The organism is Massilia eburnea (assembly GCF_009720745.1).
Lineage (GTDB): Bacteria > Pseudomonadota > Gammaproteobacteria > Burkholderiales > Burkholderiaceae_D > Rugamonas > Rugamonas eburnea.
Window position 1 is genome coordinate 1 of sequence record NZ_WNKX01000043.1, and the last position, 22,233, is coordinate 22,233.

General features: G+C 62.8%; 28 protein-coding genes. 20 read left to right on the forward strand and 8 right to left on the reverse strand.

The window, feature by feature from the left end:
* The first annotated feature begins 152 nt into the window (after positions 1 to 152).
* The 3 genes from GM658_RS27575 to GM658_RS27585 all read left to right on the forward strand — a co-directional run bounded on the left by GM658_RS27575 (position 153) and on the right by GM658_RS27585 (position 1,785).
* Positions 153 to 485, forward strand: coding sequence for a hypothetical protein (locus GM658_RS27575; protein WP_155457322.1), 333 nt, complete (start codon positions 153 to 155; stop codon positions 483 to 485).
* Between the two features lie 500 nt (positions 486 to 985).
* On the forward strand, positions 986 to 1,228 hold the full coding sequence (locus tag GM658_RS27580) for a hypothetical protein (RefSeq protein ID WP_155457323.1): 243 nt from the start codon (positions 986 to 988) through the stop codon (positions 1,226 to 1,228).
* Positions 1,225 to 1,785 carry a hypothetical protein gene (locus GM658_RS27585; protein WP_155457324.1) on the forward strand — a complete coding sequence of 187 codons (561 nt, stop codon included), beginning with the start codon at positions 1,225 to 1,227 and terminating at the stop codon, positions 1,783 to 1,785. Before GM658_RS27580 ends, GM658_RS27585 begins: the two co-directional genes overlap by 4 nt.
* Before the next feature lie 106 nt (positions 1,786 to 1,891).
* On the opposite strand, the gene GM658_RS27590 is transcribed toward GM658_RS27585, so the two are convergent.
* Positions 1,892 to 2,221 carry a hypothetical protein gene (locus GM658_RS27590; protein WP_155457325.1) on the reverse strand — a complete coding sequence of 110 codons (330 nt, stop codon included), beginning with the start codon at positions 2,219 to 2,221 and terminating at the stop codon, positions 1,892 to 1,894.
* Positions 2,222 to 2,283: 62 nt separating this feature from the next.
* On the opposite strand from GM658_RS27590, the gene GM658_RS27595 reads away from it, so the two are divergent.
* Positions 2,284 to 2,661, forward strand: coding sequence for a GFA family protein (locus GM658_RS27595; protein WP_155457326.1), 378 nt, complete (start codon positions 2,284 to 2,286; stop codon positions 2,659 to 2,661).
* On the opposite strand, the gene GM658_RS27600 is transcribed toward GM658_RS27595, so the two are convergent.
* The gene (locus GM658_RS27600) at positions 2,647 to 3,450 is read right to left on the reverse strand and encodes a ferritin-like domain-containing protein (protein ID WP_155457327.1); all 804 of its coding nucleotides are present in this window, start codon (positions 3,448 to 3,450) and stop codon (positions 2,647 to 2,649) included. The genes GM658_RS27595 and GM658_RS27600 overlap by 15 nt on opposite strands.
* A 98-nt stretch (positions 3,451 to 3,548) precedes the next feature.
* Between GM658_RS27600 and GM658_RS27605 the strand changes: the two genes are divergently transcribed.
* On the forward strand, positions 3,549 to 3,905 hold the full coding sequence (locus GM658_RS27605) for a hypothetical protein (RefSeq protein ID WP_155457328.1): 357 nt from the start codon (positions 3,549 to 3,551) through the stop codon (positions 3,903 to 3,905).
* Between the two features lie 6 nt (positions 3,906 to 3,911).
* Here the strand turns inward: GM658_RS27605 and GM658_RS27610 are convergent, their stop codons facing one another.
* Positions 3,912 to 4,346 carry a DUF411 domain-containing protein gene (locus GM658_RS27610; RefSeq protein ID WP_155457329.1) on the reverse strand — a complete coding sequence of 145 codons (435 nt, stop codon included), beginning with the start codon at positions 4,344 to 4,346 and terminating at the stop codon, positions 3,912 to 3,914.
* Positions 4,347 to 4,440: 94 nt separating this feature from the next.
* Between GM658_RS27610 and GM658_RS27615 the strand changes: the two genes are divergently transcribed.
* The 7 genes from GM658_RS27615 (at position 4,441) to GM658_RS27645 (ending at position 9,068) form a co-directional block, all read left to right on the forward strand.
* Complete coding sequence (locus GM658_RS27615; RefSeq protein WP_155457330.1) at positions 4,441 to 5,028, forward strand: TetR/AcrR family transcriptional regulator; 588 nt, start codon at positions 4,441 to 4,443, stop codon at positions 5,026 to 5,028.
* A 58-nt stretch (positions 5,029 to 5,086) separates the two neighbouring features.
* Positions 5,087 to 6,121: an NADPH-dependent curcumin/dihydrocurcumin reductase gene (gene curA / locus GM658_RS27620; RefSeq protein ID WP_155457331.1), complete on the forward strand. Its 1,035-nt coding sequence runs from the start codon at positions 5,087 to 5,089 to the stop codon at positions 6,119 to 6,121.
* A gap of 88 nt (positions 6,122 to 6,209) precedes the next feature.
* Complete coding sequence (locus tag GM658_RS27625; RefSeq protein WP_211841954.1) at positions 6,210 to 6,557, forward strand: hypothetical protein; 348 nt, start codon at positions 6,210 to 6,212, stop codon at positions 6,555 to 6,557.
* Positions 6,558 to 6,559: 2 nt separating this feature from the next.
* Positions 6,560 to 7,102, forward strand: coding sequence for a GNAT family N-acetyltransferase (locus GM658_RS27630; RefSeq protein WP_155457333.1), 543 nt, complete (start codon positions 6,560 to 6,562; stop codon positions 7,100 to 7,102).
* Positions 7,103 to 7,125: 23 nt separating this feature from the next.
* Complete coding sequence (gene xth, locus GM658_RS27635; protein WP_155457334.1) at positions 7,126 to 7,905, forward strand: exodeoxyribonuclease III; 780 nt, start codon at positions 7,126 to 7,128, stop codon at positions 7,903 to 7,905.
* A 79-nt stretch (positions 7,906 to 7,984) separates the two neighbouring features.
* Entirely contained in the window at positions 7,985 to 8,410 is a 426-nt protein-coding gene (locus GM658_RS27640) for an ExbD/TolR family protein (protein WP_211841955.1), read from the forward strand.
* Positions 8,394 to 9,068: a hypothetical protein gene (locus GM658_RS27645; RefSeq protein WP_170299022.1), complete on the forward strand. Its 675-nt coding sequence runs from the start codon at positions 8,394 to 8,396 to the stop codon at positions 9,066 to 9,068. Before GM658_RS27640 ends, GM658_RS27645 begins: the two co-directional genes overlap by 17 nt.
* Before the next feature lie 48 nt (positions 9,069 to 9,116).
* Here the strand turns inward: GM658_RS27645 and GM658_RS27650 are convergent, their stop codons facing one another.
* Positions 9,117 to 10,685, reverse strand: coding sequence for a S8 family serine peptidase (locus GM658_RS27650; RefSeq protein WP_155457336.1), 1,569 nt, complete (start codon positions 10,683 to 10,685; stop codon positions 9,117 to 9,119).
* Between the two features lie 256 nt (positions 10,686 to 10,941).
* On the opposite strand from GM658_RS27650, the gene GM658_RS27655 reads away from it, so the two are divergent.
* Positions 10,942 to 11,643: a 2OG-Fe(II) oxygenase gene (locus tag GM658_RS27655; RefSeq protein WP_155457337.1), complete on the forward strand. Its 702-nt coding sequence runs from the start codon at positions 10,942 to 10,944 to the stop codon at positions 11,641 to 11,643.
* On the opposite strand, the gene GM658_RS27660 is transcribed toward GM658_RS27655, so the two are convergent.
* The 4 genes from GM658_RS27660 to bcaP all read right to left on the reverse strand — a co-directional run bounded on the left by GM658_RS27660 (position 11,588) and on the right by bcaP (position 15,731).
* Positions 11,588 to 12,493 (reverse strand): DMT family transporter, encoded by a 906-nt coding sequence (locus GM658_RS27660; protein ID WP_155457338.1) that lies wholly within the window; start codon positions 12,491 to 12,493, stop codon positions 11,588 to 11,590. The genes GM658_RS27655 and GM658_RS27660 overlap by 56 nt on opposite strands.
* 91 nt (positions 12,494 to 12,584) lie before the next feature.
* On the reverse strand, positions 12,585 to 12,992 hold the full coding sequence (locus tag GM658_RS27665; protein ID WP_155457339.1) for a type 2 periplasmic-binding domain-containing protein: 408 nt from the start codon (positions 12,990 to 12,992) through the stop codon (positions 12,585 to 12,587).
* Between the two features lie 10 nt (positions 12,993 to 13,002).
* Positions 13,003 to 14,205, reverse strand: a complete 1,203-nt coding sequence (locus GM658_RS27670) for a porin (protein ID WP_155457340.1) — start codon at positions 14,203 to 14,205, stop codon at positions 13,003 to 13,005.
* A gap of 128 nt (positions 14,206 to 14,333) precedes the next feature.
* Positions 14,334 to 15,731 (reverse strand): branched-chain amino acid transporter BcaP, encoded by a 1,398-nt coding sequence (gene bcaP, locus GM658_RS27675; protein WP_170299023.1) that lies wholly within the window; start codon positions 15,729 to 15,731, stop codon positions 14,334 to 14,336.
* 129 nt (positions 15,732 to 15,860) lie between these two features.
* Between bcaP and GM658_RS27680 the strand changes: the two genes are divergently transcribed.
* The 7 genes from GM658_RS27680 (at position 15,861) to GM658_RS27710 (ending at position 22,166) form a co-directional block, all read left to right on the forward strand.
* Positions 15,861 to 16,301, forward strand: a complete 441-nt coding sequence (locus GM658_RS27680; RefSeq protein ID WP_170299024.1) for a hypothetical protein — start codon at positions 15,861 to 15,863, stop codon at positions 16,299 to 16,301.
* On the forward strand, positions 16,302 to 16,673 hold the full coding sequence (locus GM658_RS27685; RefSeq protein WP_229417102.1) for a DUF5329 family protein: 372 nt from the start codon (positions 16,302 to 16,304) through the stop codon (positions 16,671 to 16,673).
* 43 nt (positions 16,674 to 16,716) lie between these two features.
* Entirely contained in the window at positions 16,717 to 17,355 is a 639-nt protein-coding gene (locus GM658_RS27690) for a dienelactone hydrolase family protein (protein ID WP_155457342.1), read from the forward strand.
* 44 nt (positions 17,356 to 17,399) lie between these two features.
* A complete protein-coding gene (gene kdoO / locus GM658_RS27695; RefSeq protein WP_155457343.1) occupies positions 17,400 to 18,269 on the forward strand; it encodes a Kdo hydroxylase KdoO in 870 nt (289 codons plus the stop codon).
* An 83-nt stretch (positions 18,270 to 18,352) separates the two neighbouring features.
* Complete coding sequence (locus tag GM658_RS27700) at positions 18,353 to 19,276, forward strand: hypothetical protein (protein WP_155457344.1); 924 nt, start codon at positions 18,353 to 18,355, stop codon at positions 19,274 to 19,276.
* Between the two features lie 93 nt (positions 19,277 to 19,369).
* Complete coding sequence (locus GM658_RS27705; protein ID WP_155457345.1) at positions 19,370 to 21,043, forward strand: methyl-accepting chemotaxis protein; 1,674 nt, start codon at positions 19,370 to 19,372, stop codon at positions 21,041 to 21,043.
* Between the two features lie 97 nt (positions 21,044 to 21,140).
* Complete coding sequence (locus tag GM658_RS27710) at positions 21,141 to 22,166, forward strand: phospholipase (protein ID WP_155457346.1); 1,026 nt, start codon at positions 21,141 to 21,143, stop codon at positions 22,164 to 22,166.
* Positions 22,167 to 22,233 lie beyond the last annotated feature (67 nt).

A 22,233-nucleotide genomic window follows, 5' to 3' on the forward strand; every position in this document is an offset into this window, starting at 1 on the left:
GCTTCAGGGCGTACGCGATCTGCTGTTCAGTAAACTTGCTTCTCTTCACGGCATGCCTCCCTTCTTGAGGTGAAAATCATGCCGGAATTTCTAACTTTAAACGGTACTATTTAATGGGGTAGGGTCACATCAACGCGCGCAGCTTCCGCAACGTGGGCGTCACCGCCGGCACGGTTGGCAATATCCGTGATTCAGTCAACGTGATCGGCAGCGGCGCAAACGCTGCATCCAACGCAGGTGCAAATGCCAGTGCGGGTGGCGGCAATGGCGGAGGTGCAGGAGGCAATGCTTCCGGCAGCGCTGTGGGCGCGCATGCGAACCTGGCAGGCAACGCCGGCTCCAGCGGCGCCGGCGGCAACCTGACGAGCGCAGGCCACAACGGCGACAGCGGCCTGACACTAGGGTTCGCATATCAGACAACTACTTTTGAGTGCATCGTCGAGGGAACACGAGTCCAATTTCCAACTAACGAACAGGAATTCTAAAGCAATGTTATGAGGATTTGGATGAATTCGGCATGGACTATATTTGTCTCTACGACGTAGAATCAGTTTGTTATAGCACGTTCGTACGAGCCTCGGAGGAGGGGCTTCAGCAACTCAAAGCTCGCAGAGAGGTAGCCATCGATCGAGTGGTAACGGATGCGTTTGTGTCATACCTGATTATGGAGTGGGAACGATTAATCCTTGAATTGCGGCGAGACCTAAGGTTCTCGCCCCAGTCAGCCCCAGAAGGATCTCCTTGATGCGCAACTGTTCGCCGGCCGCAGTATCGCTACGTTCACCGGCTATTGGTCGATGGCGAAAAAAGTAATTGATTAGTGAAATTCTGAGAGTTTCTGGAGGCCCGTTGGCGGTTACCATACCGCCTTATGCGCCAGGTGTTTGTTACCGATAGTGATCTTGAATACGACGCTGCGCGGGACCGCCTGTCCCGCGCGGGAATCCCCGTTTTCGAGCCTTCCCGGCCTTCGAAAGAAGGAAGGATGCTTTGCATCTGGCTCGCGCACCAGTACGACGACGCGGTGCAGCTGCTGCGAAATCCCCTGCACATCGTCGCCACCGCCGTGACGAAAGAAGAGTTCCAGCGCATCCGGGCTGCCGCCGATGCGCGCATGGAGCGCACCCGCGACCACGCGTGGGAACGATCGCTTAACCGCCTTGTTGCCTGTGCATCGCTGCTGCTGTTAAGCGGATTGGTCTACATCGCCTTGCCCAGCATGCTGTGAATTCGATCAACGAGCTTTTCACGGTCATCCGCATGGCCTATGCCGCTACGTTTGCCGATGCCGTTGCTTCGGCGGCGGATGCGCACGTCGAAGCGGCGCTGCGCAATGCCGATGGCAGCCTGGCGCTGGAGGGCGCGTTTGGCCTGCCAATGCGGATCGACCTGATTCCCCGGCGCGGCGCGCAGGCCGGCAAGTCGCTGTCGATCGATTCCGAGCAGCGCATGCTGTTCAGCGTACACGCCGTGTCGATGCCGCCCGCCACCTTGTATATTGCGCCGTTCGTGTGGGACTGCATATCGCTGCGGATTTCGGGCATGACGGCGCAGCAGGCAGGCGCAGTGCTGGCGCCCTGGTTCATGGAATGGTTCGATCCGCACGATACCAATCGCCAGAACCAGGAAGGCTTGTTCGGCGTGGTGCACTTTCTCTCCGACCCGTGCGAGGAGGGCGGCATGGTCGCCGCAAACCTGGACCTGGGTTCGGCGCCGCCAGAGGCGCTGGAAGATTTGCTGGCGCGGCTTGCCGCTGCGGGTGCAAGCGACATCAGGCTTGCGTAGCCGTGGAGTTGTTAACGGTTTCTGTGGAAAACTCTGTTAACAAGGAATGGCAGCGCGCGCCAAGCTGATGATTCTAAACAGAATAAACTGATTGCACAATTTTCGGTCAACTCAGCCGTCCAAACGTGAGGAAGACCCAGGCGGCCGCGATCACCACCATCCCCGCCATGGTCACGCAAGACCATGTGAAGAAGTAGGCCGAGAGCACGGTGGCCTGCAGTGCGCGCTCGAACAGCCAGCCCAGGACAAAGTCGAAGGAAGCCATCACCGTCCAGCGCCGGAAGTAAATCGGCAGGTAGCGGCTCATATATTTGTTGTGCTGCAGGGCCGCGTGGCGCTCGATCACATTGCGTGCCGCGTTGACATCCTTGAACAGCCAGTCAAAGAAGATGAAGCGGTAGAGCAGGGTCCGGAAAGGCATCACTTCATTTGTCATGAGCGTCTCCCTTGGGTCAGAATATATTATCATTCCTCGCAACTTTCCAGCGGAGACAAGTGATGACGGAGTATTTGCGCGGCAGCTGCCTGTGCGGCGGCGTTGCATACAAAGCCGATAAGTCCACAGTCAGCAAGGCAAGCCACTGCTATTGCACCATGTGCCAGAAACAGCATGGCGCGGCATCGGGCAGCTACACCAACGTCGCCAGCGCCGCTTTCAGTTTCGAGAAAGGCGCCGAACTGGTGACCGAATACCACTCGTCGGAGCACGGCCGGCGCGGTTTCTGCAAGGTGTGCGGCTCCACGCTGACCTGGCGCAGCACCCAAACGCCGGACCGTATCGCGATCACGCTCGCCACCATGGAGCCGGAGTACGACCTGCCGGTGCAGTACGAATGGTTCGTGGAAAACAAACCGGCCTGGCTACCCACCAAGTGAGCGCAATTCTTCCTCGCTGAAGCCGGCCTTGCGGCGCGCCTCGATATTGAATGGGCCGCGCACCGTTGCCTTGTATTGCACCACCAGTTCGTCGTAAGTGGCAACCGGGTCCAGCCCGCGCAGGCCGCACAGGTGCCAGTACCAGCGGTTGCCGATTTCAACATGGCCGATTTCGTCGCGCAGGATGATGTCGAGGATGGCTGCAGCCGCGCCGTCGCCGGCCTGCGCCAGCTTGGCGCGCAGCGGCGGAATCGCATCGAGCCCGCGCGCCTCCAGCGTGCGCGGCACCAGCGCCATGCGCGCCATCACGTCGCCGCTGGTCTTCTCCACCATTTCCCACAGGCTGCCATGCGCGCTGTAGTCGCCGTAAGCGCAGCCGAGCGTCAGCAAATGGGCCGACAGCAGTGAGAAGTGGTAAGCCTCTTCCTTCGCCACGCGCAGCCAGTCGGCGTAGAACTGTGCCGGCATGGCCGGGAAGCGCCACATCGCATCCAGCGCCAGGTTGACGGCATTGAACTCGATGTGCGCCAGCGCGTGCACCAGCATGGCGCGGCCTTCCACGGTCGCCATCGAGCGCCGGCCGACCAGGCGCGGCGCCACCAGTTCGGGACGGGCAGGGCGGCCGGGAATCGCCGCTGCGGGCGCCGCCAGCACGGCCGCCGTGTCGAGCACCAGCGTGCCGCCAGACCAGGCCTCAGCCATGGCGCCGACGGCGGCGACCTTGGCCTCTGGATCGGTTTCGACCAGGCACTGCAGCGCGCTGCTGCGGAGTTCAGGCATTGCTTTCATAATTCAATATTGCACGCAGGGGCCGACAGTATAGTGCCTCCGGCCTAAGGTGAGTCAGCGCACCGAGCGCGGGCGCGGGGCGGGAGCAGAATGCCTGCATGGATCCCCGAACTATTTTATTCGCTGCTTGCGTGCTGTTTGGAGTCGCCGCTGCCGGCGGTATCGTCATGGCGCTGATCCGGATGGGGAAAAAGACCAACCCTCCGCACTGGATCGCCATGCTGCACGGCTTCCTCGCCGCTGCCGGCGTGACCTTGCTGGCCTACGTGTCGATTTATGCCCACGTGCCCGACAAGGCGCACTACAGCCTGCTGCTGCTGTTGCTGGCGGCCGCCGGCGGTGTATGGATGAATCTCGGCCGGCACCAGCGCAATATGCTGATCCCGCAGAGCATCATGGTCGGCCACGCCTTGCTGGCGGTGGCAGGTGTCGCCTTGCTGCTGCTGGTGCTGTAGCCCGCCTCAGTTGTAGTGGCGGTAGACCTTGGGCGAACCGTCGGGCAGTACCAGGTAGACGTCATACGCATCCTTGCGCGGCCCTTCCATGCCCGGCGAACCAAGCGGCATGGCCGGCACGGCCAGGCCTTTGGCCTTCGGTTTGGCGGCCAGCAGGCGCTTGATGTCCGCCGCCGGTACGTGGCCCTCGATGGCATAGCCTTCCACCGCCGCGGTATGACAGGAGCTCAGCTTGTCGGGCATGCCCATTTTCTCGCGCATATCGGAAGGGTTGGCGACGTCGTGCGCCTCGACCTTGAAGCCGTTCTCGCGCAGGTGCCTGATCCATCCTTCGCAACAGCCGCAAGTGGCGCTCTTGTAGACGTTGATGACGGGCGTGGCGGCCATTGCCAGCATCGGCATGGCCAGCAGGGCGGCCAGGAGTGTTTGTCTGATCTTCATGCAGCCATGGTGCCATGGGCCGCCTCCGCGCAGAAATGACCTGGGTCAAAAATAGTTCTAGACGACTGGTCTAATTCGTTCTAGACTATTCCCTATGACTTCTCCCCAATACTCCGACGTTCGCCAGGGCATCATCGATGCCGCCCTGCCGCTGTTTATGCGCAGGGGCTTCACCGGCGTTGGCCTGACCGAGATCCTGGCTGCGGCCAAGGTGCCCAAGGGCTCGTTCTACCATTACTTCGGCTCCAAGGAAGCGTTTGGCGCAGCCGTCATTGACGACTATTTCCAGCGCACGCTGGCACGCATCGACGATTTGCTGGCGCAAGGCGCCACTGGACGCCGGGGCTTGCTGAATTACTTTGAAGACTGGCGCGAATGCCAGTTGGGCGAAAGCAGCCAGTGCCTGGCCGTCAAGCTCGGCGCTGAAGTCAGCGACCTGTCGGAGGCGCTGCGCGCGGCGCTGCATCGCGGTACGCACGGCATCACTTCGCGCCTGGAACGTTGCATCGAGCGCGGTGTGAAGGATGGCTCGCTGGCGCAAGGCCTGGATGCCAAAGTGCTCGCCGTGGCGCTGTACCAGAGCTGGGTGGGCGCCAGCCTGCTGGCCAAGATCAACCATGACCGCGCGCCGCTCGATACGGCAATGGCGGGCACGCAGCAAGTGTTAAGCCTGGCCCTGTAGCACCGTTTTTTTTGTCGCTCAATCTAGACGACTGGTCTAATACAACAAGGAGAAGCACATGACGCAATCAGCCACCACCAACCGCCGCATCGTCCTCGCCGCCCGCCCGCAAGGCGCGCCGGCCGCCGCCGATTTCCGCCTCGAGCAAGCGCCGATGCCGGTCCCAGGCGACGGCCAGGTCCTGCTGCGTACCCTGTACCTCTCGCTCGACCCCTACATGCGGCAGCTGATGGATGAAGTGCCGCCGGCCTATGCGCCGCGCGTTGAACTGGGCTCGCACATGGTGGGCGGCACCGTCAACCGCGTGGTGGCCTCGCGCCACCCGGATTTCAAGGCCGGCGACCTGGTGCTGGGCAACGCAGGGTGGCAGGACTATGCGCTGTCGGATGGCAGCGATTTGCGCCAGCTGGGCGAGATGGCGCAGCCGTCGCTGGCACTGGGCGGGCTTGGCATGCCAGCCTTCACCGCCTATGTCGGCCTGCTGGACATCGGCCAGCCCAAGCCCGGCGACACCGTTGTCGTCGCGGCGGCCACCGGCGCCGTGGGCGCCATCGTCGGCCAGATCGCCAAATTGAAGGGCGCGCGCGTGATCGGCATTGCCGGCGGCGCCGACAAGGTGGCGTTCGCGCGCGAGCAGCTGGGCTTCGACGTTGCACTGGACCGCCACGATCCGCAGTTGGCGCAAAAACTTGCCGAGGCCGCGCCGGACGGCATCGACGTCTACTTTGAAAACGTGGGCGGCGCCGTGTTCGACGCCGTGCTGCCCCTGCTGAATATCGGTGCGCGGGTGCCGGTGATCGGCGTGATTGCGCAATATAACCACAATGGTGCGCTGCAAGGGCCGGACCGCCTGCCCGCTGTCATGTCAGCCATTTTGCAAAAGCGTATCCGCATGCAGGGCCTGGTCATACTTGACCATTATGAAACACGTTTTGACGACTTTGCCAGAGATATGGCGGCCTGGGTGGTGGACGGCAAAGTCAAATTGTTTGAAGACGTGCTGGATGGTCTCCACCAGGCGCCGCAAGGTTTGATCGGCCTGTTGCAGGGCAGCAATTTTGGCAAGGTCGTGGTGCGCGTTGCAACTAGCTGATAAATATGACAGTAAATGCTGGCCGGGTTAGTTTCTGCATGGCATAATTATTTTAGTTCTTAACAATATTCCTGAATATTTCATGAATGTGATCAGATTGATTGTGGCATCTTCGATGGCCCTTGTTGCCGCAGCGGCAGTTGCAACGACCCAGCCAAGCGGCACCTGGGATACCCTGGTTGGCATGAAGTACGCCAAAGCCCGCAAGGAGGTGATCGATGCGGGCTGGCGTCCAGACCACAAAAACGCCGCGGAAGAATGGGAGCGCCAGCTGCAGGGCCAATTTCCCGAACTGCGTTCATGCGACGGCGCCAGCGGCTATTGCACCCACTATTTCGTGTCCTACGACGGTGTCTGCCTGAAGGTGGTTACCGAGGGCGATACCGTTGCCTCCTTCAAGGTGCGCAGCGTAGCGCAGGGTTGCCCTAAGCAGTAGAGATGATGTTGCAGTTGCGGCCAGCCGTGGCGGCCGACATGGCCGAAATCATGCGGCTCGAACGCGCCGGCTTCGCCGAAGCGATCCAGGAAACCGAGGCGACCTTCGCCGAGCGCCTGTCCGCGGCAGCGGAAGGATGCTGGGTGCTGGCCGGCGAAGCAGGGCGCTTGTACGGCTACCTGTGCGCCGAATTCTGGCCGCTGCACGATGCCTTCGATGCCGCCCGCTTCGCCCGCGACCACGCGGCCGCCGACACCCACTGCGCCGACGGCCAGGAAATTTACGTCTCCTCCATGGCGGTCGATCCCGCCACACGCGGAACCGGCTGGGGGCGGCGTCTGTTCCGTGAGTCGCTGGCCGCAATGTTCGCCAGCCACCCGCGCTTGCGCAGCGCCATCCTGATCGTCAATCCAGAATGGACCACGGCGCGCCGGATCTACCGCGCTGAAGGCTTTGTTGAAATCGGCGAAATCGCAGGCTATTTCGCATCGCAGGACGCCGCTGCGCCGCTGCCCGCCATCGTGATGCGCCGCGCCTCCCGCTAGCAATTCTGTGCATAATGGTCGCCATGCGAGTCGCGACCTTCAATATCAATGGCATTGGCGCCCGCCTGCCGGCGCTGCTGCAATGGCTGAATGAAACCCAGCCGGATGTCGCCTGCCTGCAGGAGTTGAAGGCGCCGCATGAAAAATTCCCCGAAGCCGCGATCAACGATGCCGGCTACGGCGCCATCTGGCATGGCCAGAAAAGCTGGAACGGCGTCGCCATCCTGGCGCGCGGCGCGACGCCGGTGGAACTGGGCCGTGCCTTGCCCGGCGACCCGGAAGACGTGCAAAGCCGCTATATCGAAGCCATGGTCGGCAAGCTGATGGTGGTCTGCCTGTATCTCCCCAACGGCAATCCCGCGCCCGGCCCCAAGTTCGATTACAAGCTCAAATGGTTCGACCGCTTGATAGCCCGCGGCGCGGAACTGGTGGCCTCCAAACATCCCGTGATCATTGCCGGCGACTACAACGTGATGCCGACCGAGCTCGATGTGTACAAGCCTGAACGCTGGCTCGACGACGCGCTGTTCCGCCCCGAAACGCGGGCCGCCTTCGCCAGGCTGGTCGAACAGGGCTGGACCGACGCCCTGCGCGCCATGCACCCCGACGAAAAGATCTACACCTTCTGGGATTACTTCCGCAACGCCTTCGGGCGCGATGCCGGCCTGCGCATCGACCACCTGCTGCTGAATCCCGTGCTGGCGCCGCACCTGCGCGGCGCCGACGTGGACCGCGTGGTGCGCGGCCGTGAGAAGCCCAGCGACCATGCACCGACCTGGGTCGAACTAGACGATTCCTTCTAATCTTTGCGCTGTTGCAGTTTCTCCACGGTATATTGGCCTCACTCCGGAGTTTTTCGTTCGACTAACCTGAGGAGGCACCATGCGCCATGTACGCAAAGCAGTACTGTCGGCAAAATCCGCATCTTCCGCCAACGCCGTCCCGATGCTCGAGCTCAATATGACGCCGCTGATCGACGTCATGCTGGTCCTGATCATCATGCTGATCGTCACCATCCCCAAAGCCAATCACTCAGTCGGCATGGACATGCCGCGTCCCGGCGGCGCCGCCGAGTCGATCGCACAAAACCTGGAAGTTGATTTCGATGGCACGCTGTGGTGGAATGGCGCCCAGCTCGCCAACCGTTCCGCACTGGAGGAGAAGCTGGCGTCGCTGAAAGGCGATGACAGCATCCACCTGCGCGCCAACGGCCTGGCGCCATACAAGGTGGTGGCCGGCGTGCTGTCCTCGGCCCGGCGCCTGGGCGTGCGCAATATCGCAATGGTAGGGAATGAACGGTTCCAATAATCTCCTGTTGGGCGCAGCGGCGCTCATGCTTGCCGGCTGCGCTTTGGAGCCTCGGCCTCCCGAGGCTTTTCCCGTTCTGGTTGACCCGCAGCCGCTGGTCGTGGTCGCGGAGCTGGATGCGGGGGAATATCTCCCTGACTTTCCAGCGCCGCCGGCCAAGCCCGGCGTCGTCACGATCAACCTCGACCCGCCGCCGCATTGGGTGCGCGCCGAAGTTGTTCAAACCATCTATGGCGCGACAAAAGTACCCAGGGTCTTGTATGCCGGGACCACAAGCCACTGGGGACCGCAGCCGATGTCGCCCCAACCGCAGCTGGCGTTCTTCCTGACTGACGGGCGGCAGTACATCCTGCGCCGCTACGGCTACAAGCGTTTGCTGTCCCGACTGGATGGCAGCCTGCTCCTGCCGATATGGGACAAGCAGGTTTCGCCCTGGCTGCCATGTTCGGTGCTGGAATTGCGGGAAGAGTTCGACAGTGGCCAGGTGCAGGAAACACCGAAGACGCGGGGTGCGGACTATCTGCCTGCCGTGGAGCGGCCGGACTTGTTCCGCGCGGTTCCTGGCGGCTTCCTGCCACGTTACGCGATCGACGTGCGCAAGCTGGCGAGCTACCTGCAGGCTAATCCTCCGCCCGTCAAGGGCGTCAAATGCGAATAAAAAAAAGGGCGCCGCGAGGCGCCCTTCGTGCTTGGAGAAAGCAGAAACTTAGTTGCCGCAGCCCAGGGACTTGATGCGGTCGTAGGCTGCCTTGGCTTGGACCAGGCCGTAGCCGGTCTTGTTATCCTTGCCTGCCGCGTCCAGGTCCAGTGCGGACTTGGTCAGGGACGAGCGGATCTGCGAACCGGTGCAGGTTGGGAAGTAGGACCACACCAGTGCAGCCACGGCCGATACGTGCGGCGTTGCCATCGAAGTACCGTCGTAGTAAGCGTAGTTGGTCGCCTTCACTTGAACGGTGGCGGACTGGCCAAGCTGCGCTTTCATCGCCGCGCCATCGGTATCGCTCGCGGTCACCGACGGGATGTTGGTGACGGTGGTGCCCAGGGTGCCGCCGAAGCCGCCGGCGACGTTGTTGTACACGATCGCGCCCACGCCGCCCGAGGCCTGGCAGTTCGACACTTTGGTCGCAAAGTCCACGGTGCCGCGCTGGATCAGGCAGACCTTGCCGGACACGGCGCTGTTGACGGCGTCGCCCAGGCCAAAGTCGGCCAGCGCTGCGGTCGCGGTGGTCTTTGGCGAACCGGTCATGTCGCCAGGGGTATAGGTGGTCGCGCCGACGGTCAGGTGCGATTCGGAACCGGCGCCCATCGGCACGGTCGACAGCACGCCGACGCCAGGGCCGGAAATTTCGACCTTGGTGTTGTACTGCGAGAAGGAGGCCCATGCCTTGTTCTCGTCGACGGCGGCCACCATCATCACGCTGGAATAGCCGGCAGGGTAGGAGATCACGGTGTTGCCATCGTTGCCGGCAGCGGCGATCGACAGGATGCCCTTGGTCTGGGCGGAGTCGAAGGCGCGCTGTTCGGTCTTGCTGGAAGCGCCGCCGCCCAGGGACATGGAGATCACGTTGGCGCCGGCGGTCACGCATTTGTTGACGGCCGTGGTCAGGGTCGAGGAGTAAGCCCAGCCCGATGCGCCGAATACCTTGACGATGTGCAGTTTCAGGTTCTTGTTCGGATTTACGCCGACCACGCCCACGCCGCTGTTGTTGATGGCGGCAATAGTGCCTGCCACGTGCGAGCCGTGATGGTTTTCATCGGTGTACCACCAGCCGGTGCCGGAATCGTATTCGCCGGTGACGTTATTGCCGAACAGGTCTTCGTGCGAATTGTCGTAGCCCGAATCGATGATGCAAACCTTGCGGTTGGACGTGTTGGCATCGGACAGCTGGTCCGCCTGCACCGCCTTGATACCCCAAGGGACCGACTGGCCCAGCTGGTAAGGCGTGCCGGTGGAAGGCGTGGTCAGCGAAAGCGCGGTGCGCTTGACGTCTTCTTCGACCAGCAGCACGTTCGGGTTGTGTTCCAGGCCTTTCACCGCCTGGGCCGGCACTTCGACGGCCATGGCGTCCATGCCGAAGATTTCATGCTTGATGCTGCCATGGGCGGCGGCTACGGCCGACTTCACGGCGGCGCCTTTCCCTGGCTGGAATTGAACGATAACGCGCGTGGTGTCATTGGCGGCAAAAGCCTGGCCGGCGGCGCCGACTGCGACGACAGCGGCGAGCAGCTTGACGCCGGCTGCGATCTTCGAAACCTGGAATTGCTTGTGAACCATGTATCTCTCCCAATCCTGTGTAAGGTTGTATCCCCGCGCCGTTGTTCGGCGCAATTATGATTTGCCGTACTGCAAAGGTTTTTGCACCCGACGGGAGGGAGTGTAGGGATAAAATTGGTGGAGATCCATCAAAATGTAATCAATTGTATAGACCGGTGTTAACGATGCGATACGGATGCGTCCCATCTGGGACATTTTGTAGAAAAGTGTCTCAAATTGAACAAGCGGAAAACGGTTTTGGCGTATGCTGCCGCGCATGGACGACTTTATCGAAATCTACGACGGCGCCCTGAGCGCCGAACAGTGCCGGCACATCCTGGCCCGTTTCGAAGCCAGCGGCAAAGCGGTGCGCGGCAAGACCGGGCAGGGCGTGGACGTGGCCAAGAAAGACAGCTACGACCTGACCATCAGCCAGCACGCCGAGTGGAACGACGTATCGAACCTGATGATGGCCAGCGTACTGACCCACCTGTCGGCCTATATGGACAAGTACCGCATGCTGCTCACCGGCGCCTTGTCGCCGCGCGTAGCGGATCCTGACAGCGGCCAGCCGGTCACACTCACCATCGACAACTTCGAACGCTGCGGCCGGCCCTACCTGGCGGAGCTGATCCAGTCCATGTACCGCGCCGGACCGCTCAATGTGCAGAAGTATTTGCAGGGCAGCGGCGGCTACCACCACTGGCATTCCGAGGTCTACCCGCAAAACGCCAGCTGCGAGACGCTGCACCGCGCACTGCTGTTCCAGTTCTACCTGAACGACGTGGAAGAGGGCGGCGAAACGGAGTTCTACTACCAGCAGCGCAAGGTGGCGGCGCGCCAGGGCCGTCTGATCATCGCGCCGGCAGGCTTTACCCACACGCACAAGGGGAATGTATCGCGCAGCGGCGACAAATACGTGGCTACTTCGTGGATCCTGTTCCAGCGGGCGGAGGCGATGTTCGGCGCACGGGCCTGAGCCGCCAGTCCAGGTTGACGCCCAGGCTGGCCAGCACGATCAGCGCGAAGCCGGCCAGTTGCCAGGGACTGATCAAGTGGCCATAGACCGCATAGTCCCAGCACACCGCCGCAGCGGGATAGATAAAGGTCAGCACCGCGATAGCCGCAGTCTCCATATGCGGCGTTGCGCCGTAAATCATCACATAAGCCATGGCGGTCGGCACCAGTCCCAGGGTAGCCAGCCATCCCCATTGCGCCGCGCTCAATCCGCCTGCCGGGATCGTACTGAAAGCCCCCAGCAGCAGCGCGCCGGCCATGCAATGCACCAGGGCCGTCAGATGCGGCGGCGTACCGCGCATCGACTTGGTGGTCAGGGTCACGCCCGCATACGCCAGCGCACCGGTCAGCGTGCTCGCGATGCCGAGCAGGTAATTGCGGTCCATCGGCGCATCCAAGCGCACGCCGCAAGCCAGGGCCAGCCCGCCGAATCCCAACGCCACCCAGGCCAGTTTGTTCCCGGCCAGCCGCTCGCGCAGGATCAGTGCCCCCAGCAGCAGCACCATGAAGGGCTGCACATGGAACACGATGGTCGCCACGGCGATGCCGATGCGGCGTATCGCCTCGAAGAACATCACCCAGTTCACCACCATCAGCACCCCGCTGAATGCCGCCAGCCGGAACGCCGGCAGCGGCATGTTGGCGCGCTTGAACATGCCCTTCCAGCCGCAATACGCAGCCAGCGCCACGGCGCCAATGGCGCAGCGGAAGAAAACGGTGGTAACAGGATCGAGGCCCGCCTCCTGGACGTAGACGCCCAGGGTGCTCAACATGAGCATGGCGGCGATGTAGGTGAAGATCGGATGACGCATCACCGGATCATCGCATGAAAGTCGGGGCCGAAAAAAGGGGACGTACCCCTTTAATGGGTACGTCCCCTTTTTTCGACAGCAAACCCCGAATTTACTGCACAGTCAGGATGACTTTGACGGTGTCGTCGACGGCGGATTTCTCGATGTAGCCGATCGCTTGCACGTCGGCGGCGACGGCTTTTTTCACTTCGGCGCTGGAACTGTATTCCTTCGGCGCCGTGCCCTTGCCGGTGAAGACCAGCTTGGACCACTGGGTCTTGACCTGGCTGCTGTCCTTGCCCAGCACCTTCTGGCTGAACTCATTGCGCAGCGGGCCCTCGGTGTGTTCGATCGGCGTGAACAGCGTCGATTTGCCCAGGAAGAATTGGGCCGCCTGCTCGCTGAACATGCGCGAGGCCGGATTCTTCGGGTTGACGATCACTACGATCTCGGCTGCCAGCGCGGGCAGGGCGGCGCACATCATCGCTGCGGCGAGCAGCGGCTTGATTCGCTTGTCCATGACTGCCTCCTCAGAACACGAAGTCGAGTGCTACCGCATACACATTGACCGGGCCGGTGAACGTTGGCGTTGGGTTGAGGAAGGCGCCGGGACCATCCTTCGGCTTGATGTGGTCAACCTGCACCTTCAAGGCCAGGGATTTGTAGAAGTCCCAGCGCACGCCAATGGCGTCGGCCGATTGCAGTGCCGCCTGGGCCGCGCCGCCGCGGCCATTGATCAGGAATGCCAGTGGCGCCAGCGGCCCGGTGCTGGGCAGGCCGGCCACAACGCGCGGCGACTTCTGCGTGATGTTGCCGTGGTAGTAGTAGGGCAGGAATTTGCCGAAGCGGTAGCCTGCCATCGCGTACCACGAGTTGGTGTCGTGGACCACCAGCGTGTCGGTGCGGCGCTGGGCGTATTCGGCTTGCAGCACGATGTTCTTCCAGTCCATGGTGCCGCCGACGGAAGTGAAGGTGCCCTTCACGTCGTCCAGCGGCATCATGTCCGCTACCGGGGCCAGGCCGACCTTGCGCAGCGTGCCCACCAGCGTGTTCAGGCCGGGATTATCCTTGAGTGTGAATTTCGCCTGGGCGCGGCCGAAGCGCAGCGTGAACGGGCCGTTTTCGGCCACCACATGCAGCATCAGCATGTCGCGGAATTCGATGCTGCCCGTCACAAGATCTTTGTTGGCGCGGCCGGCGCCGAACTGCACGCTGAGCGAGGTGTCGCCGAAGCTATGCTGGTACAGCAGGTCGGCGCCGTCGAAGGAATCCAGGGTAACCTGGCGATACACTTCGGCTGGCGGGCGCAGCATGGTGTTGGCATAGCCCACGTTGCGGAAGTCGGAAATCATGTAGATCGGCGCGCCCATGCGGCCCACGCGCACGCTCAATTCATCGGTGGCCTTGAACTTGGCGAAGGCCCACGCCGCCTCGGCGCCCCAATCGTCGACCGCATCCTTGCGCGCCAGCCCCTGCCCGGTGAAGGAAAGCCAGTCGTTGACCTTGACCGTGGCCTGGATGCCGAAGTTCGAATCGACGCCGGTGCGCCAATTCTTTTTCACCCCGGCGGCCTGGTTGGGCCGGGCAAATTCTGCATCGTCGGTGTCGCTGCTGGTGAGGGCGGCCGTGCCGAAGCCGCTGATGGTGACGGTGGGACCGCTTTCCTGGGCGCCGGCTTGCAGCGCCAGGCCTGCGGTTGAAAGTGCTGCGATTGCACGACAGATCTTCTTCATGCGCTAGCCCTCCCTGTTGTTGTTCGGGTGAGTGTCACAGATTGAAGCGCTGCGCGCAAAGCTTTCGTGGCAAGCGCGCAACAATAAAAAAAGCCCGCAGCTGCGGGCTTTTTCGGAGGCGGGGCGGATTACTTCGCTTTGCCCAGTTCGGAACGGTGGCGCGAGTAGCTGAAATACACCACCAGGCCGATCACCAGCCAGATGCCGAAAGCCATCCAGGTGATCAGGGACAGGAAGGCCATCAGCGACAGGCAGAAGATGATTGCCAGGCCAGGAACCACCGGCACGCCAGGGCAGCGGAAGGCGCGGTGCAGGTCCGGGCGCTTCTTGCGCATGATGATCACTGCCAGCGACACCAGGCAGAACGCAGCCAGGGTGCCCATGTTCACCAGTTCGGCCAGCACGTTCAGCGGCACCAGTGCGGCGATGAAGCCGAAGATCAGGCCCACCATCCAGGTAGCGAAGAACGGGGTGTGGTATTTCGGGTGCACGTTGGACAGCTTCTTAGGCAGCAGGCCGTCGCGCGACATGGCGAAAATGATACGGGTCTGGCCGTAAGCCATCACCAGGATCACGGTGGTCATGCCCAGGATCGCGCCCAGCGAAACCCAACCGGCAAACCAGTTCTCGCCAGCGTATTGCAGTGCCAGCGAAACAGGGTGGTCGATGCCCAGGAACTGCTTGTAAGGCACGATGCCGGTCATGATCGCAGCCACGATCACGTACAGGATGGTGCAGACAGCCAGCGAGCCGATAATGCCGATTGGCAGGTCGCGCTCCGGACGCTTCACTTCTTCCGCAGCGGACGTCACGGCGTCGAAACCGATGAAGGCGAAGAACACCAGCGCCGCCGCGCTCATCACGCCGGTGGCGCCGAACGGAGCGAATGGCTGCCAGTTGGCAGGATGCACGTGGCCGGCGCCGACGGCGATGAACAGCAGCACCACGCCGATCTTGATCGCGACCATGATGTTGTTCACGCGGGCCGATTCACGCACGCCCCAGCCCAGCATGGCGGTCAGCACGATCATGATCACGAAGGCCGGCAGGTTGAATACGGTGGTCACGCCTGGAACGGCGCCTGGCGCCGCAGTCAGCGCGGCAGGCAGGTGAATGCCGATACCGGCGATCAGCGACTGGAAGTAACCGGACCAGGCCACCGACACGGCGGACGTGGCCAGGCCATATTCGAGCATCAGGTCCCAGCCGATCATCCATGCCACCACTTCGCCCAGGGTGGCGTAGCTGTAGGTGTAGATGGAGCCGGCAACCGGAACGGTCGAGGCGAATTCGGCGTAGCAGAGGGCGGCGAAACCGCAGGCCAGTGCTGCCACCACGAAGGAAATCGTCAGGGCCGGGCCGGCGGTCAGCGCGCCAGTGCCAGTCAAGACGAAGATGCCGGTACCGACGATGGCGCCAATGCCCATCAGTACCAGGTCCATCGGACCCAGCACTTTTTGCAGGCCGCCCGGGGTACGGGTGGCTGCTACCATGTCGTCCAGGTTCTTAGTCCTAAAAATGCTCACTTATCTCTCCAATCTCTTCTCTTTTGGGATCGCCAAAAAAAGGCTGCCGCATATTAGCACACGGGTTTGACGTGGGTTGTTGTAGGATTGTAAATTTGCGTTGTTGCCCGAAAAGTCCTTGCCCCACAGATGAAATATATGATACTCGCCGCGGCCACCGCGGCCGCCCTTGGCGCCACCTTCGCCGCCGTCCCGGCCCAGGCCCAGCCTATGCCGCCGCAGCCGAACACCCCTGCTTACAAGGCCTGCATGGCGGAAGAGGGCGAGCTGCGTCCCCAGCGCCAGGCCTTGTCGCGCCGTTTCCGCGAACATGAGGCGAACCTGGAGCGCGCCTCCCTGGAGCTGGCCACCCACGAAGCGGCCGCCGGCCATCTCAATCGTACCGACCGTGCGGCCGTTGCCGCCTACAATGCGCGGCAGGATGAATTGAACGCCCAGGCCGCAAGCCTGAACACCGAGGGCGCCAGCCTGGAAAAGGAACTGCACGCCTTTAACGCCCGCGTTGCCGCCGGCAATGTCCGCTGCGGTAATATTCTGGCGCCTTATCACGTGCGCAAGAAGGAGATGTAAATGCGGAAAATGCTCACCGCCGCCGGTGCGCTGGCGCTGGCCTGCGCTGCCGCCGCGGCCCAGGCGGCGCCGCTGCCCGCACCGGCGCGCGCCGAAGTGGACGCCCTGCTGGCCCGGCTGCAGACATCCGGCTGCCAGTTCAACCGCAACGGCAGCTGGTACAGCGGCGCCGAAGCCAAAGACCATCTGCTGCGCAAGCTGGACTACCTGGAAAGAAAGGACATGGTCAAAAACGCCGAACAGTTCATTGACCTGGGCGCGGCAGCCAGCAGCTCCAGCGGCAAGGCGTATATGGTCAAATGCGGCGCAGCCGCTGCGGTTGAAAGCAAGGCCTGGCTGACCGCCGAACTGAAAGCAATCCGCGCGCGCTGAGTTTTTCGCCGGCGGTATAGTGGGCCTAGGAGGAAGGCCCGCCATGCAGCACGAAACAGTCCGTATCGATACTCCCGCCGGCGCCGTGGAAGGCACGCTGGACCTGCCCACCGGCGCGAGCGGCGTGGTGCTGTTTGCCCATGGCAGCGGCAGCAGCCGCTTCAGCCCGCGCAACAATTTTGTCGCGGGCGCCTTGCGCAATGCCGGCATCGGTACGCTGCTGATGGACTTGCTGACGCCCGCTGAAGACGAGGTTTACCGCACCCGCTTCAATATCAAGCTGCTGACTGAACGACTGGGCCTGGCCGCCGACTGGCTGGCCGCGTCGCCGGCCGCGCGCGGCCTGGCCCTGGGCCTGTTCGGCGCCAGCACTGGCGCTGCGGCCGCGCTGCAGCTGGCCGCCGAGCGCAAGGATGGCGTGGCCGCCGTGGTCTCGCGCGGCGGCCGGCCCGACCTGACCGGGCAGGTGGCGCTGGAGGGCGTCACCGCGCCAACCCTGTTCATTGTGGGCGGCCGGGATGAGGGCGTGATCGAGCTCAATCAAGCCGCCTTCCTCAACCTGCATTGCCAAAAACGCATCGACATCGTCCCTGGCGCCACCCACCTGTTCGAGGAAGCCGGGGCACTGGAAGAGGTAGCCCGGCTGGCGCGGGACTGGTTCAGCCAGCATCTCGGCGAGTGAGGAATGCGGCTATACTTGCGCATTTCTGACTTGCTAAATCACCTATGGAACAGTCTTTGATTGAGATCGATTCTTCGACCTGGCAACTGCCTGCCACCAAACAGGAATGGATCGACGCCCTGGAAGAAGGCAAAGTCCTGCATTTCCCCAACCTGGCGTTTGCGCTGCAAGAGCAGGAGCGCCAATTCCTGCGTCCCGAGGTGCTCAATCCCAAGTCGCGCAACATCAGCCTTGATGCGCAGGGCCGCCTGAAGGGCGCATTGGACGATGGCGCCACGCAGGCCGGCCTGACTGCCATGATGGGACGCTTCCGTGCCGATGCCGAAGCCCTGATCGGCAGCCTGCTGCCGCAGTACATGCCCTCGATTCGCTGGGCGCCGACCAGCTACCGCCCGACGGTGGTGGAGACGCGCACCCAGTCCTGGCGCGCGGACGACAAGCGGCTGCACGTGGACGCCTTCCCGTCGCGCCCCAACTACGGCGAGCGCATCCTGCGCGTGTTCACCAACATCAATCCGGACGGCGTGCCGCGCGTATGGCGCGTAGGCGAGCCGTTCCCGGTGGTGGCTGAACGCTTCCTGCCGCGCGCCAAACCATATGTGGCATGGCAGGCCAAAGCCCTGGCTGCCCTGCACATCACCAAATCGCTGCGCAGCGAATACGACCACCTGATGCTGCAGCTGCACGACGGCATGAAGGGCGACCTGGAATACCAGAAATCGTCGGACCAGCTGACGGTGCCGTTTGCCAGCGGCTCGACCTGGGTGTGCTTTTCCGACCAGACCTCGCATGCCGCCATGTCCGGCCAGTTCATGCTGGAACAAACCATGCACCTGCCGGTCGCCGCGCAATACCGCCCCGAACGCAGCCCGCTGGCAGTGCTGAGTAAATTGACAGGACGTCAACTGATCTGAATTTCGGCAACGGGCGGTGAGAATGCGTGCATTTTTAAGCCCCTTCAGATCGCTATAATTTTCCCCATCTTTTGGGAGAGTGTATGGCGCTGCATTTGAAGAAATCGATGGTGTGGAACTCGGCAATCAACAGCGGCCTGTGTGTCGCCGCCGCCATCGTGATCGCTCGCATGACCGAAGTACCGGGCCGCTTGCTCTGGCTGGCCGTGCTGGCCGCGGGCGTGGCCTTGGTCACCTTCCTGCGCAGCGCCGCCAGGATTCGGCGCCTCACCCTGGCGCCGCTGCAGCAGCTGGCCTCTTATATCCGCATTGAACGCGACAGCCCGCTGGCAAAGCAGCAGGTCGACTGGAGCGTGATCGACGATTACGCCGTCCAGCTCGAAGCGCGCGGCTTCCGCCCGCTGGGCGATTTCACTGCCTACCCGATGCCCGCATCGCTGATCGGCGTGGCCGCCATGTTCACCGACGCCGAAGGCGGCACCATGATCGAGATCCAGCAATTGAAGCTGCTCCCGGTCGCTGGCCGCGAGCGCATGCGCGACGGGATCTATTTCAGCATCATGTCCCTGGTGGGCGGCAATATCCGCGTCATCACCTGCAACCACAAGGCGCAGGCCGCGACCTACCTGGTGCGCGGCGAGCACGATGTGATGACCGCTGAACCCAGCAAGGGCTTGCTGGAGCTGCTGGCGCTGCACGGCGATACACTGGCGCGTCTGCAGCAGGAAACCGGCAAGGCGGCGGCCACCGGCCTGACGGTGGAACGCTATGTGCTGTCGATCCGCGAAGCGCAGGCCCAGGCGCAGCAACGGGTCAACGCCATGAGCGGCTACGCCATCGCCGGTCTGGTGGACCAGTTCGAAGCCGCGGGCGGCTCGCGCTGGGCGCCGGCCATGGCCGAGCTGCAGGCCTTGCCGCAGCGTGCGCTGCAGGAGCTGGACCGCGCTTTCGGCGCAGCCGGGCAGCCGCCGGTATTCCACGAATCGTTGGTGCAGCACGCCCGCTAGCAGCAACTTGTTGTGGTGCAACACAATATACTTGCATAAGCGATAGTAAGTAGGCAATATTGCTTAATCCCTCAACAATTTGGATGACCCATCATGAAAATCAGCAATCGACTGATCGTTACCCTGGCGATCGCCCTGGTCGGCCTGCTATTTGTCGGCGCCGAAGGCTTGTGGCAGCTGCGCGATGCCCAGCAGCGCATGTCACTGGTGCAAACCCGGCTGATCCCGAGCGTCTCCGCCATCAATGCCGCCAAGGCTGCGGTCAGCGATAGCCGCCTGGCCGGCTACCGCCTGTCGGTGTTCTCCAACCTGGCCGACAAGAGCGCGCTGGACAAGGCCTACAACGACGCCCACGCCAACTTCGACAAGGTGCTGGCCGACTACGCGGCGCACAATATCTTCGACGACACCGACCGCAAGATGCTGGAGCAGGACAAGGCGGCCATGGAAACCTACCGCCAGGCGCTGGTGCCGTTCCTGGCCGCTTCGCATGCAGGCGATATGGATGCGGTGCGCGCCACCCTGGTGGCCGGCTCGCCGCTGGCGCTGGGCGCGGCCGGTGTGAAGAAAAGCCTGGACGACCACGTCGCCTACAACCAGAAGCTGATCGAGAAGGTTAAAGCGGAAAGCGACGCCGACTACTCCAAGGCGTTGACCATCCTGGTCGCCGTCACAGTGGCGGTGCTGCTGGTGGTGGGATATATGGGCTTCCAGCTGTATAGCGTGATCACGGGTGGGCTGAACAAAATGCAGGGCAGCATGGAGGAGGTGAGCACCTCGCTTGACCTGACCCGCCAGGTCGACGTCGAGCGCATGGACGAAATCGGCCACGCCGGCGTGGCGTTCAACAAACTGCTGGGTGAAATCGGCAGCGTGGTGGGCACGGCGCGTTCGGCGGCGGAGGCGGTGAGCACGGCCTCGCGCCAGATTGCCGCGGGCACCAGCGACCTGAATAACCGCACTTCGGCGCAGGCAGCGGCGCTGGAGGAAACCGCCTCCAGCATGGAGGAACTGACTTCCACCGTGGGCCAGAACTCCGACAATGCGCGCCAGGCCAACCAGCTGGCGCAGAATGCCTCGCAGATTGCAGTGCAGGGCGGTGAAGTGGTGAAGGATGTGATCGTCACCATGGATTCGATCAATGCCTCCTCGCGCAAGATTGTCGACATCATCAGCGTGATCGACGGCATCGCATTCCAGACCAATATCCTGGCCTTGAACGCCGCTGTGGAAGCGGCGCGCGCCGGTGAGCAGGGCCGTGGCTTCGCCGTGGTGGCGACCGAGGTGCGCAACCTGGCGCAGCGCTCCGCCGCAGCCGCCAAGGAAATCAAGGTGCTGATCGACGACAGCGTGGTGAAGGTCGATTCCGGCACCAAGCTGGTGGTGCGTGCAGGCGACACCATGAGCGAAGTGGTGGCGAGCGTGAAACAGGTCTCCGACATCGTCGCCGAAATCAGCGCCGCCACGTCCGAACAGAATGCCGGCATCGCCCAGGTGCACCAGTCGATCACCTCGATGGACCAGGTCACGCAGCAGAACGCCGCCCTGGTGGAAGAAACCGCCGCCGCATCGCAAGCCATGCAGGACCAGGCCGAGATCCTGGCGCGCGCGGTAAGCGCCTTCCGCATCGACGCCGCCCATTTCAAGGCCGCGCCGGCGCTGCGCAATGCCAGCCGCCCATCGGCTTCGTCTTCCGTCGCGGTGCGCCCGGCGCAGCGGCGCAAGGTGGCCAATGCGGCTGCCGCCGACGAATGGGAACAGTTCTGATTTGTTAAAAATTTTAGAGCGCACACTTTAAGCGCGATTCATCTATCCGTCACAAAACGACGCTATCTTCTGGTTTCTTTTCAACCAGGAGAACCAGATGAAACTGAGCACCATCGCTGCCAGCCTCGCGCTGGCAGCATCCGTCGTAAGCCTTCCCGCCCACGCATGGCAGCAGGAGACGCACCGCCGCATCGTGCTGGATGCCGTCAATTACATGAAGGCCAATCCTGGTACCACCAACTACAACAAACTGCTGGCAGCCGTTACGCGTGCCGGCTACACCATGGACCAATTTGCCGCAGCGCTGGGCCAGGGAGCATATGACGTTGACGACTTCGCCGACACCTACATCTGCGGCGCCACCACCGGCAACTGCCAGCTGGCGCCGGTATGGGGCGCGGGCGCCAGCATCGTCAAGTACACCTCGTACTGGCACTTCCAGAACCACACTTCCGGCAGCGACGTGCACGGCAACCCGTTCGGCGGCTACAACTACGCCAAGCTGGCCGTGGCCGGCGACATCGACAATATGGCCGCCAGCTGGCTGTACGGCGACTACCTTGACGACGGCGCGGGCGGCCTGAAAGGCTGGTTCGGCGACGGCAGCAAATACAATGCCTACGGCATCACCGAGGCGCACTACCGCCTGGGCGGCTACTCCACCAACGCGATGTACGCCGACTTCGAGTCCGCACCGTTCCAGCCGATCGACAACCTGGGCCAATACTGGTTCTCGCAATTCCTGGCCCAGCCGACCGCGCAGTCGCTCGGCTTCGTGCTGCACACGACCGACCTGCTGCAGCCGCACCACACCTGGACCACTTCCGCCCATGACCACGCAGGCTGGGAACAGTGGGTGTACGACTACTACGACAGCGAGCACCTGAACGACTCCGCGCTGGTGGCGGCGGCGATGGCCGACTTCACGCCTGTGGCGCCGACCGGCACCGATATCCGCCCGCTGCTCACGCAAGGCGGAACGTACTCATACGCCAATGGCGGCATCGTGCTGTCGTCGACCGATTACGGCGACCGCGTGGTCGTGGCCAGGAAAATGATCCCGCATTCGATCGCCATGGTGGTGCATGTGCTGAACCGCGCCGCCGAGCGCATGGCAATCTGATGGCAGCGCGCCGCCACCTCCGCCTGGCCGTGCGCGCCGCCGCCGCGGCCGCGCTGCTCGCAGCGGC

Excerpts from the sequence above, each read along its gene's own strand:
- GM658_RS27710 (WP_155457346.1), top strand. The coding sequence starts at position 21,141 with ATGAAACTGAGCACCATCGCTGCCAGCCTCGCGCTGGCAGCATCCGTC.
- GM658_RS27705 (WP_155457345.1), top strand. The coding sequence starts at position 19,370 with ATGAAAATCAGCAATCGACTGATCGTTACCCTGGCGATCGCCCTGGTC.
- GM658_RS27580 (WP_155457323.1), top strand. The coding sequence starts at position 986 with ATGCTTTGCATCTGGCTCGCGCACCAGTACGACGACGCGGTGCAGCTG.
- GM658_RS27680 (WP_170299024.1), top strand. The coding sequence starts at position 15,861 with ATGAAATATATGATACTCGCCGCGGCCACCGCGGCCGCCCTTGGCGCC.
- GM658_RS27610 (WP_155457329.1), bottom strand. The coding sequence starts at position 4,346 with ATGAAGATCAGACAAACACTCCTGGCCGCCCTGCTGGCCATGCCGATG.
- curA (WP_155457331.1), top strand. The coding sequence starts at position 5,087 with ATGACGCAATCAGCCACCACCAACCGCCGCATCGTCCTCGCCGCCCGC.
- GM658_RS27650 (WP_155457336.1), bottom strand. The coding sequence starts at position 10,685 with ATGGTTCACAAGCAATTCCAGGTTTCGAAGATCGCAGCCGGCGTCAAG.
- GM658_RS27685 (WP_229417102.1), top strand. The coding sequence starts at position 16,302 with ATGCGGAAAATGCTCACCGCCGCCGGTGCGCTGGCGCTGGCCTGCGCT.
- GM658_RS27640 (WP_211841955.1), top strand. The coding sequence starts at position 7,985 with ATGCGCCATGTACGCAAAGCAGTACTGTCGGCAAAATCCGCATCTTCC.
- GM658_RS27700 (WP_155457344.1), top strand. The coding sequence starts at position 18,353 with ATGGCGCTGCATTTGAAGAAATCGATGGTGTGGAACTCGGCAATCAAC.
- GM658_RS27645 (WP_170299022.1), top strand. The coding sequence starts at position 8,394 with ATGAACGGTTCCAATAATCTCCTGTTGGGCGCAGCGGCGCTCATGCTT.
- GM658_RS27630 (WP_155457333.1), top strand. The coding sequence starts at position 6,560 with ATGATGTTGCAGTTGCGGCCAGCCGTGGCGGCCGACATGGCCGAAATC.
- GM658_RS27665 (WP_155457339.1), bottom strand. The coding sequence starts at position 12,992 with ATGGACAAGCGAATCAAGCCGCTGCTCGCCGCAGCGATGATGTGCGCC.
- GM658_RS27615 (WP_155457330.1), top strand. The coding sequence starts at position 4,441 with ATGACTTCTCCCCAATACTCCGACGTTCGCCAGGGCATCATCGATGCC.
- GM658_RS27600 (WP_155457327.1), bottom strand. The coding sequence starts at position 3,450 with ATGAAAGCAATGCCTGAACTCCGCAGCAGCGCGCTGCAGTGCCTGGTC.
- GM658_RS27590 (WP_155457325.1), bottom strand. The coding sequence starts at position 2,221 with ATGACAAATGAAGTGATGCCTTTCCGGACCCTGCTCTACCGCTTCATC.
- kdoO (WP_155457343.1), top strand. The coding sequence starts at position 17,400 with ATGGAACAGTCTTTGATTGAGATCGATTCTTCGACCTGGCAACTGCCT.
- GM658_RS27655 (WP_155457337.1), top strand. The coding sequence starts at position 10,942 with ATGGACGACTTTATCGAAATCTACGACGGCGCCCTGAGCGCCGAACAG.
- GM658_RS27690 (WP_155457342.1), top strand. The coding sequence starts at position 16,717 with ATGCAGCACGAAACAGTCCGTATCGATACTCCCGCCGGCGCCGTGGAA.
- GM658_RS27605 (WP_155457328.1), top strand. The coding sequence starts at position 3,549 with ATGGATCCCCGAACTATTTTATTCGCTGCTTGCGTGCTGTTTGGAGTC.
- GM658_RS27660 (WP_155457338.1), bottom strand. The coding sequence starts at position 12,493 with ATGCGTCATCCGATCTTCACCTACATCGCCGCCATGCTCATGTTGAGC.
- GM658_RS27595 (WP_155457326.1), top strand. The coding sequence starts at position 2,284 with ATGACGGAGTATTTGCGCGGCAGCTGCCTGTGCGGCGGCGTTGCATAC.
- xth (WP_155457334.1), top strand. The coding sequence starts at position 7,126 with ATGCGAGTCGCGACCTTCAATATCAATGGCATTGGCGCCCGCCTGCCG.
- GM658_RS27670 (WP_155457340.1), bottom strand. The coding sequence starts at position 14,205 with ATGAAGAAGATCTGTCGTGCAATCGCAGCACTTTCAACCGCAGGCCTG.